The organism is Gilliamella sp. Lep-s35 (assembly GCF_009795845.1).
Lineage (GTDB): Bacteria > Pseudomonadota > Gammaproteobacteria > Enterobacterales > Orbaceae > Gilliamella.
The window spans coordinates 45,827-55,720 of sequence record NZ_WTEX01000016.1; the positions used below are offsets into that span (position 1 = coordinate 45,827).

Annotated in this window: 9 protein-coding genes and 2 pseudogenes; 3 read left to right on the top strand and 8 right to left on the bottom strand. The window is 34.3% G+C overall.

Features of this window, described 5'->3' with window-relative positions:
- Positions 1-85: 85 nt before the first annotated feature.
- The 6 genes from ubiB to ribE all read right to left on the bottom strand — a co-directional run bounded on the left by ubiB (position 86) and on the right by ribE (position 5,541).
- Positions 86-1,627: a ubiquinone biosynthesis regulatory protein kinase UbiB gene (gene ubiB / locus GQ590_RS08280; RefSeq protein ID WP_160407993.1), complete on the bottom strand. Its 1,542-nt coding sequence runs from the start codon at positions 1,625-1,627 to the stop codon at positions 86-88.
- 14 nt (positions 1,628-1,641) lie between these two features.
- Entirely contained in the window at positions 1,642-2,418 is a 777-nt protein-coding gene (gene ubiE, locus GQ590_RS08285) for a bifunctional demethylmenaquinone methyltransferase/2-methoxy-6-polyprenyl-1,4-benzoquinol methylase UbiE (protein ID WP_160407991.1), read from the bottom strand.
- Between the two features lie 61 nt (positions 2,419-2,479).
- The gene (nadR, locus tag GQ590_RS08290) at positions 2,480-3,442 is read right to left on the bottom strand and encodes a multifunctional transcriptional regulator/nicotinamide-nucleotide adenylyltransferase/ribosylnicotinamide kinase NadR (protein ID WP_160422572.1); all 963 of its coding nucleotides are present in this window, start codon (positions 3,440-3,442) and stop codon (positions 2,480-2,482) included.
- 127 nt (positions 3,443-3,569) lie between these two features.
- Positions 3,570-4,625, bottom strand: coding sequence for a TrmH family RNA methyltransferase (locus GQ590_RS08295; RefSeq protein WP_160407987.1), 1,056 nt, complete (start codon positions 4,623-4,625; stop codon positions 3,570-3,572).
- A 21-nt stretch (positions 4,626-4,646) separates the two neighbouring features.
- Positions 4,647-5,057 carry a transcription antitermination factor NusB gene (gene nusB / locus GQ590_RS08300; protein ID WP_160408019.1) on the bottom strand — a complete coding sequence of 137 codons (411 nt, stop codon included), beginning with the start codon at positions 5,055-5,057 and terminating at the stop codon, positions 4,647-4,649.
- A gap of 13 nt (positions 5,058-5,070) precedes the next feature.
- A complete protein-coding gene (gene ribE, locus GQ590_RS08305) occupies positions 5,071-5,541 on the bottom strand; it encodes a 6,7-dimethyl-8-ribityllumazine synthase (RefSeq protein ID WP_160407985.1) in 471 nt (156 codons plus the stop codon).
- A gap of 386 nt (positions 5,542-5,927) precedes the next feature.
- Here ribE and lpcA point away from each other — a divergent pair, with 386 nt between their 5' ends.
- From lpcA to GQ590_RS08320, 3 genes and pseudogenes are all read left to right on the top strand, one after another.
- The gene (lpcA, locus tag GQ590_RS08310; protein ID WP_160407983.1) at positions 5,928-6,506 is read left to right on the top strand and encodes a D-sedoheptulose 7-phosphate isomerase; all 579 of its coding nucleotides are present in this window, start codon (positions 5,928-5,930) and stop codon (positions 6,504-6,506) included.
- Position 6,507: 1 nt separating this feature from the next.
- Positions 6,508-6,837, top strand: a pseudogene (locus GQ590_RS08315) (class II glutamine amidotransferase); the annotation flags it as partial.
- A 73-nt stretch (positions 6,838-6,910) separates the two neighbouring features.
- Positions 6,911-7,123, top strand: coding sequence for a hypothetical protein (locus GQ590_RS08320; RefSeq protein WP_160407981.1), 213 nt, complete (start codon positions 6,911-6,913; stop codon positions 7,121-7,123).
- 40 nt (positions 7,124-7,163) lie between these two features.
- Here the strand turns inward: GQ590_RS08320 and GQ590_RS08325 are convergent, their stop codons facing one another.
- Together GQ590_RS08325 and GQ590_RS08330 are read right to left on the bottom strand one after the other, a co-directional pair.
- Positions 7,164-8,993: an ABC transporter ATP-binding protein gene (locus tag GQ590_RS08325; RefSeq protein WP_160407979.1), complete on the bottom strand. Its 1,830-nt coding sequence runs from the start codon at positions 8,991-8,993 to the stop codon at positions 7,164-7,166.
- A 177-nt stretch (positions 8,994-9,170) separates the two neighbouring features.
- A pseudogene (locus GQ590_RS08330) lies at positions 9,171-9,894 on the bottom strand (IS256 family transposase); the annotation flags it as partial.

A 9,894-nucleotide genomic window follows, 5' to 3' on the forward strand; every position in this document is an offset into this window, starting at 1 on the left:
CCAATAGTGGTATTTAACCAAATTATACACGTAAATTATAATATTCCAATATGTCCAACTTAATGTGTATTGTTAATACCCAGTTTTAATTTATTATTAGTATAGTAATACATAAAGCACAAACTAATCCTAGCATTCCACATAGGTTTCGTTCACGTTTTTTGCTTCGCTGTAGTTGTTGTTCAATTTGCTTTAATTGCGCATCCATCTGTTTGGTGATGCGTTCGTAGTCGTTTAATTTATCTGGCAATTGAGGCAATATGTTGCGCCATTTAGGTAGTGATCCCCAAGCTTGTTGTAGTATTTTTTTTGCGCTGTATTTATCTTGATACCACTCCTCTAAAAAAGGTTTTGCCGTTTGCCATAAATCAAGCTCAGGGTAAAGCTGACGACCAAGCCCTTCAATATAAAAAAGCGTTTTTTCAAGAAGTGTAAGTTGCGGTTGAATGTCCATTTCAAATTGCCCTGCTACTTGAAATAATTGCAGTAAAATTTGTGAAAATGAGATTTCAGCCAGTGGTTTGGCAAATGCAGGCTCACAGACATTGCGCATTGCCATTTCAAGTGCGATAACATCGGTTGTTGCAGGAACCCAACCTGATGCAATATAGGTTTCAGCTATTTTTTGATAATCTCGATTAAAAAATGCTAAGAAATTTTCAGCAAGGTAGTGCTGGTCGTCATCGCTCAATATACCAACAATGGCACAATCAATGCCAATATAGCGTGGATTTTGTGGATCGGTAATATCAACAAAAATATTACCTGGATGCATATCAGCGTGGAAAAAGTTATCACGAAAAACTTGAGTGAAAAAGGCTTGAACTCCACGTTCTGCAAGTAATTTCATATTAACATTATGTTGTTTAAGCTGGTCAATATCAGCGATCGGCACGCCTTTAATACGCTGTTCAACTAGAATATTTTTTCGACATAAATCTTGGTATACATAAGGAATATACAGAATATCGCTATTGATAAAATTATCGCGTAGTCTTGCTGTGTTGTAAGCCTCTTTGCGTAAATCTAGCTCTTTTAGTAGAGTTATTTCATAATCATGCACAATTTCAACCGCGCGTAATCTTTCGCCTGATTTTATTCGTTTTGTAAATTGGTTGGCAACCCAATACATTAAACCTATATCGGCTTGGATAACAGGTAAAATATTAGGCCGTAAAACTTTGATAACAACCTCGGCATTGCTAGACTTTAATATCGCCGTGTGAACTTGTGCAATTGATGCCGATGCGAGTGGTTTTTCGTCAAAATCACTAAAATAATAATCAATTGGTTGTTCTAATGCTTGTTCAATCAGTTGTTTCGCTATTTTACCGTCAAAAGGGGGAACTTGGTCTTGTAATTTTGCTAAAGCATCGGCTATGTGTTTAGGTAAAACATCACGCCGAGTTGAGATCATTTGTCCAAACTTGATCCAAACTGGTCCTAACTCTTGTAGTGCTTGCCGTAAACGTTCACCAATTTCTTGGTGTTTTGCTTTAGGTCTAATCCAAAAAAGACAGAATAACAAAGCGCGGAGCCATTTTGATGAACGGTGTTTAGGTAACAGTTCATTTAATTGATAAGCTCGAAATATAGTTAATATTTTAAAAATTCGAAAGAATGTCATTATGTTTTATCGCATCAAAATTTAAAACCAGTATGTAACGCTACAATTCCACCAGTCATATTGTGATATTTCACATCAACAAATCCAGCATCTTCCATCATTTTTTTCAATGTGTTTTGATCTGGATGCATACGAATTGATTCAGCTAAATAGCGATAACTTTCAGAATCATTTGCTACAATTTTGCCCATTAGCGGTAACATGGTAAATGAATACAGATCATAGGCTTTATTTAAAATTTGATATTGCGGTTTAGAAAACTCAAGGATTAATAAACGTCCACCAGGTTTTAATACACGCCACATAGAGCGTAAGGCTTTTTCTTTATCGGTAACATTGCGTAAACCAAATGAGATAGTGATACAATCAAAATAGTTATCAGCAAAGGGAAGTTCTTCAGCATTTGCTTGTACATATTCAATATTTTTAATTAAGCCTTTGTCACGTAATTTGTCTCGCCCAACTTTTAACATTGATTCGTTAATATCGGCTAAAATAACTAATCCATCATCGCCAACAAGTTGTGAAAATTTTGCAGTTAAATCACCTGTGCCACCGGCAAGGTCTAAAACTTTTTGACCTTTGCGCACACTACTATATTCAATGGTGATTTTTTTCCAAATACGATGTATGCCAAACGACATCAGATCATTCATAACATCATATTTATCAGCAACTGAGTGAAATACTTCAGCCACACGTTTTACTTTTTCCTGTTTGGGTACTTGCGTGTAACCAAAATCAATTTTTTCTTGGTTTGTGTTGTCTGATTTATCAAAAGATTGAGACATAAAATTTACCTAGCACAAAGATTTAGCTTATTTTAACACAAGCCATAATAAATGTGATGAACTAAATCAATAATGCTTTAACCTTCTTTGAAATTGTTTCAAAATATTCCAGTTGGGAGCATTGTTGTTTTAAGTCTTTTTCGTGAATGACTAAATCAAATTGGTAACTGTTTTTTAGGGCTTGTAAAACATCGTTTTCTTTTTCGAAGATTTGGCTGTAATACTGCGCTAATGTTTCAAAATCAATCGAGGTAAAAACAAGTTTATTCGCAGTTTCAACTGCTTTTGATAGTCGTTCAACATGTAGCATTGCAATTTTAATATAATCACATTCACTTAAATAGTTATGACGGTTCGAAATTTCCCGCTCGATATAATTAATATAGCCATTAGGCACATATTGCGTATTATAAATATTAGCCAGTTGAATAGGTAATTCACAAAATCTACCTTGACCAATAATAGCCACTTTTTTAACAAAAAAAGGTTTTGCTGACTGCGCAATAAACGACCAGTTTTTATAGGGGGTTTCACGGATTTGTGTGGCACTGATATTCATAAAGTGCCGATCAGCATCAACAATGGAAACTGAACAATCAAAATAGTGTTCATGGTTTTTGACATCTTGAGCTTCACTGGTAAAAATAACATCGGGAGTAATTTTATGTTCGGTAAGGAGCTTCTTAACACGACAACTCCAATCTTGCCAACCATTAGGGTAAAAATCAATACCTGTTTCATCAAGAATATGAATATGAATATTATGACGATCTTTAAATGTCGTTTTTAACCATGAAAAACGATCACTGACTTGAGGTTGTTTAGAAAGTCGGCTTTTATTAAATAGTTGTTTATCTCGTGATGCTTCACAACCAAGTAAAATATGCAACTCATCAACTTGACTTGCAGCTTTTTCAATTAAATAAATATGACCACAATGTAAAGGATAAAACTTACCAAAAATTAAACCAACTTTATATTTAGACGACATAACTGCTACCGACATATTCAAATATTTGCTCACACTTTACAGAAAAAAAATGCAATTTCTAACCAAATGATGCTATTGATATCTATCATCAGTAAAAAATAGCATTATCATTTTAATCATTGATTGAACATCGGATGATAAAGATGAATTTCGCAAAGGTTTACTTTTGCAAATTTGATAATAAAATCCCCGTTGCTACAGAAATATTAAGTGCCGGCATATTTTCATTACCTTGTAAATGCAAGATAATATCTGCATTATTAACCAACTTCATATTGATTTGCTGAAAAATAACCAAAGCTACTTTTTTGTTAAATCGGGTTTTATGCAATTCGCTTGACGCAATAGATTTTGCCTGACAAGGTAATAGTGCAACAACTTGGTAACCATGTTGTTTAAGCATATCGATTGAAGCAATAAAATCATCACTTTTAATTGCCGTAATAGCTTCTATTCCACCTTCTGATACCCGCATAGCTGCACCCGTATCAAGTAAATTGGTTTGGCGTAACATAACACCATTAACACCATAAAAAGCAGCACTTCGTATTAAGCCACCTAGATTGTGAGGGTTGTTCACATCATCAATCGCTAAAATACAATCATGATCTTTACCGCCATTATTTTCTAAATAATTCAACAAGGTAAGTGGCGTACGCTTTTTAACAATTAAACAAACACCACCATGGTGCTGAGTTTCGGTTATTTTATTCAGTTGTTCATTTGTAACAACGTCATAACCTAAACGCTGTTGAACTAACCAGCTGATTAATTCCTTAAACTGATAGGTCATTTCTTGAATAATAAATAATTTAATAATGGCTGTGCGTCGATGTTTGAAAACCGCTTTACAGCTATTTTCGCTATAAACTAATGTCTCTTCTTTGCGTTGACGATAACCATCATAACCAAATGTAGGGGTTTGATCATTTGCACGCACCTTTTTCTGCCATGGTGAATTGTTGTCAATAGCAGATTGAGATTGATTAAGTTCAACTGTAAAACGTTTTTTGACAAATTTTGCTTGGTCACTTTTAGGTTTAAACGTTTCAATTCGATCATTATGATCGTGTTTAGACTTAAACTGAGATGAATTATCCTTACGATTACCTTTCCACGCTGTAGGCTTTTTCTGAGCTGAGCGAGAGTGCTTTTTAGGTTCGCTATTTTTAGTATAAAAAATAGTTGGTTTGCTTTTTTCGGTATTGTCGTTCATATCAATCTCACTATTAATCGATTATCGCGTACGAATAGTCGGGGCGATTTTATCTAATACACCATTAACAAATTTATGGCTGTCAGCTGCACCAAACGTTTTTGTGAGTTCAATCGCTTCGTTAATCACAACTTTGTAAGGTACATCTTGACGTTTCATTAATTCGTACAGCGCAATTCTAAGTATCGCTAATTCAATTTGACCTAATTCATCAACAGTACGTTCGGTAAGGTACGGTGCCATTTTGGCATCTAATTCGGCGGTATTTTTTGCCACACCGTTTAATAATTCACGAAAGTACTTGGCATCAACGCCTTTCATATCTTGTTCTGCAATAAAGCTACTCTCAACATCTGCAAGATCGTTTTTAGACACTTGCCAAGAATAAATTGCTTGTACCGCACACTCTCTTGCTCGACGACGAGGATTAATTAATGCCACTAAATTACTCCTTAATTGCTTTAATAATATTTAGCATTTCCAGTGCAGTTAATGCCGCTTCCGCACCTTTATTACCCGCTTTAGTACCTGCACGTTCAATGGCTTGTTCGATACTTTCAGTCGTTAAAATACCAAATCCAACAGGAATAGTGTTATCTAAGCTTGCACTTAATAAACCTGAACTTGATTCACCAGCAACAAAATCAAAATGTGCAGTACTTCCACGAATAACTGTACCTAATGCCACAATTGCATCATATTTTTTTGACTGTGCCGCTACTTTTGCGGCAAGTGGAATTTCATAAGCACCTGGAACCCAGATAACTGTAATATTGTTATCATCGACTTGCCCAATACGCGTTAATGCATCAATTGCACCGCTGACTAAGCTATCATTAATAAAATGATTAAAACGTGCCACCACAATTGCAATTTTGGCTTTCGGCGTAGCTACTTTACCTTCAATTGTTTGCATATAAATTCCTTATTGATTTTATTTTAAATGCTGTTTCATTTTCTTTTAAATGAAAAAATACTGAATAAATTGTATCACGAATTAAAGGCTTATCCTATTAACAAATAGCGTTACGACCAAGTTATATACAAGATATTATTTAAAAAAAAATGCAAAGAATTTTACTATTGTAAAAACAGTACTTGTTAACATTAAAATTAATTTAAATTTTGTTGTGATTTTGTTTTTTGTTAATAGTAATAATTTTAGTTTATTTTTATTTAGATATTTTTTTATGCTTAAACATATGCCTTTCTGAAAGTATTGTTCAAAATTGATAATTTTATTACTTGCAAGCTATTTGGAACGAATTAAAATGGTGTATAAATTTATTGAGGAGAATAGTAGTGTACATTGACGATATTCGTAATGAGTTAAATCAAGCCATTGACGTATTAACTAAATTTGTTTCAGATGATAAAAACCTTGAACAAATTCAACAAGCGGCAATTTTAATTGCCGATTCATTTAAACAAGGTGGCAAAGTCCTATCATGTGGTAATGGCGGTTCTCATTGTGATGCAATGCATTTTGCTGAAGAATTAACGGGGCGTTATCGGGATAATCGTCCAGCTTACCCTGCAATAGCAATATCTGATGTAAGCCATATTTCTTGTGTTGGTAATGATTTTGGATTCGATTCTATTTTTTCACGTTATGTTGAGGGTGTTGGGCAAAAAGGTGATGTGCTGTTAGGTATTTCAACTTCAGGTAATTCAACTAATGTATTAAAAGCAATTGATGCAGCTAAACAAAAAGGCATGAAAATCATTACATTAACAGGTAAAGATGGTGGTAAGATGAATGGGCTTGCCGATGTTGATATTCGTGTTCCACACTTTGGTTATGCTGATCGTGTGCAAGAAATACACATCAAAGTTATTCATATTCTTATTATGCTTATTGAAAAAGAGATGGCTAAATAATATGTGCGAATTATTGGGTATACGCGCCAATGTGCCAACCGATATTTGTTTTAGTTTACAAGCCTAATAAAATGAGGAGGGATAAAGACTCTCACAAAGATGGTTGGGGAATTACTTTTTATGAAGGAAAAGGTTGCCGAACATTTAAAGCTCCCGAGGCCTGTAGCTATTCACCTATTACTAAAATGGTGAAGGAGTATTCTATTAAATCTAAAGCAGTGATTGCTCATATTCGACAAGCAAACCGTGGTGTGTTGCGCTAGAAAATACCCATCCCCTTACCAGTAAACTTTGGGGTAAAAACTGTACTTTTGCCCAAAATGGGCAATTAAACTGGTCGTCGCCAAAAAAGTAGAAAAAAGTCGCCCCTATGATATATACAAAAATCATAGAGGAAAAATATTATGGTCAAAAAATTTAGTATCAAATTTAAACAACAATCTGTTGATTATGCGTTATCTTATTCTCACTTTTTTGTCAATGAACTCACTGACAAAGCACTATTTGAATATAATGAAATCTATTACAATCCTATCCATCGTCACTCAGCCAATGGCTGGGTATCGCCTCTGCAATATGAACAACAATATTACCAAAACGATAAAATGATAAAATAATAGAGGTGGTACTGCCTAATATTTTGGCAAGGATCAATATTTATCCCCCTAAAAATCCACCACTTTGATGTTTCCAAAGTTGTGCATATAATCCATTTTTCTTAAGCAATTCTTGGTGAGTTCCTTGTTCAATAATTTTACCTTGATCAATTACAACTAATCTATCCATTGCCGCAATGGTTGATAAACGGTGAGCAATAGCGATCACCGTTTTCCCTTCCATTAATGTGTATAGGCTTTCTTGAATTGCTTGTTCAATTTCAGAATCTAGCGCACTTGTTGCTTCATCTAATAATAAAATAGGCGCATTTTTAAGAATGACGCGTGCAATGGCAATTCGTTGTCTTTGGCCACCCGATAATTTTATTCCTCGCTCACCAACAAATGCGTCATACCCAACTCTACCATTTGCGTCAACTAATGCTTGAATAAAGTTATCAGCGTGTGCTTTTTTGGCTGCGATAATCATTTGGTCTTCAGTCGCTTGATTGTTACCATAGAGCAAGTTTTCTCGAACTGTTCGATGTAGTAATGACGTATCTTGTGTAACCATACCAATTTGAGATCGTAGGCTTTCTTGTGTGACAGTTGTAATATCTTGTCCATCAATTATAATTTTGCCACTCTGTAAATCATAAAAACGGAGTAACAAATTGATAAGCGATGATTTTCCTGCTCCTGAACGACCAACTAAACCAATTTTTTCACCTGGTTTTATCGTTAGATCTAAATTTTTAATTATTGAACTTTGTTTTTTTTCATCATAGCTGAAATTAATATGTTTAAACTCGATTTTTCCTTCAGTTACATTAAGTTTAGAAGCGTTAGGTTGATCGACAACAGTTTTAGTTATAGAAAAAGTATTAATACCATCTTTCACAACACCAATATTTTCAAATAGGGCTGTCATTTCCCACATGATCCAGTGTGAAAAACCATTTAATCGAAGCGCTACAGCTGTTGTTGTTGCAATTGCTCCAACACCAATTAATTGATTTGTCCATAGCCATAAGGCAACGCCTGTTGTGCTTAATACTAACAAAATAGATAATAAATGATTAACAATTTCAAAACTACTGACTAAGCGCATTTGCTTATTAACAGTAACTAAAAACTCATCCATTGATTCTTGGGCATATTTTGCCTCATTACCAGAGTGAGAAAATAGTTTGACTGTCATAATATTGGTATAGGCGTCTGTTACACGCCCTGTCATCGTAGAACGAGCATTAGCTTGCATACTAGCCACTTTACTTAAGCGGGGAATAAAATAATACATAGCTATACCATAAATAAGACACCAACACATAAATGGAATTAATAACCAAATATTTAATTGTCCGATGATAGTTGCCATAGTAATAAACGAAATCAAAACATAGATAAAAATATCTGTTACTAAAAAGCAAGTATCACGCACTGCAAGGGCTGTTTGCATGACTTTTGCTGATATTCTTCCTGCAAATTCGTCTTGAAAAAAGCGCATACTATGATTTAGGACTAATCGGTGTAGATTCCAACGCATTCGCATTGGAAAATTTCCAGCTAGGCACTGATGTTTAATTATAGTTTGCAGTCCAATAATAATGGTACTTGCTAAGATGATTAAGGCTAATAGTGCTAATGTTGTTTTTTCTTGTTGCCAAAATTTGTTGGGTTCAACAACAGCAAGCCAGTCAATAACTTTACCTAGGGCCGCATATAAAAAAGCCTCAAAAGCTCCAGCTAATGCACTAAAAATAATTAATAATAGTAAAAATAATCGAGTTCCTTTAGTTGATTGCCAGATGAAACTAAAAAAATTTTTAGCCATAGGTTTAGGTTCATCTTTTGGATAAGATGACACCAATTTTTCAAAAAATTGATACATATCAGGCCTAATTAATAATAAGAATTTTATTGATGATATTTTCAATAATATAGAAAAATGAAAGGAGTGCAAATAGATACAAATGCTTTTTTCACTAAGGTTGTATTTAATGTGTTAAATAAAGAACGCTTAGCTATATATTTAAGATCGTTGGTGTTAAAAATATTAAATAAACCTAGACTCTATCGCGTTAGTTATATAAACCGCCTTACGGATATCTTGCGGATAAACAAAAAAGATACTGAGGTTTTCCCAGTGCCGTCGCCAAGCCTGACCAATATATGGGTATTTATCATCCCATACCTCTTAAAAATGAGTCAGCGCCTGTAATGCCAGTTCTTGTGTCGGTGCCTGATAAATCGATTTTAAGTCCTTGGTTAGGGCTTTATAATCCTTCCAACTAACAAACTTCAAACTGTTGCGCACCATATGAATAATGCATAGCTGAATTTTAGTCTCTGGATAAACCGAATTAATCGCATCAGGAAAACCTTTCAAACCATCAACACAAGCAATTAAAATATCCTCCACCCCTCGATTTTACAGCTCTGTTAATACCGATAGCCAGAATTTAGCCCCTTCATTTTCAGCTATTCATAAGCCTAAAAGTTCTTTTTTACCTTCCAAATTGATAGCTAAGGTAAGAAAAATCGACTTATTGATAATGCTGCCATCTTGTTTCACTTTTAAACAAGACAGTCCAAATAAGCAATCGGATACAGATTATCAAGTGGGCGATTTTGCCATTCAATCACTTGTTCTTTCACTGAATCTGTCACTTTAGAAATGAGCGTTGGAGAGATATCAACATCATATATTGCTTTGAACGTATCCATAATTTCTCTTGTGGTCATGCCTTTAGCGTACAAAAATAAGATTTGATGATTGATTTTATCGATTC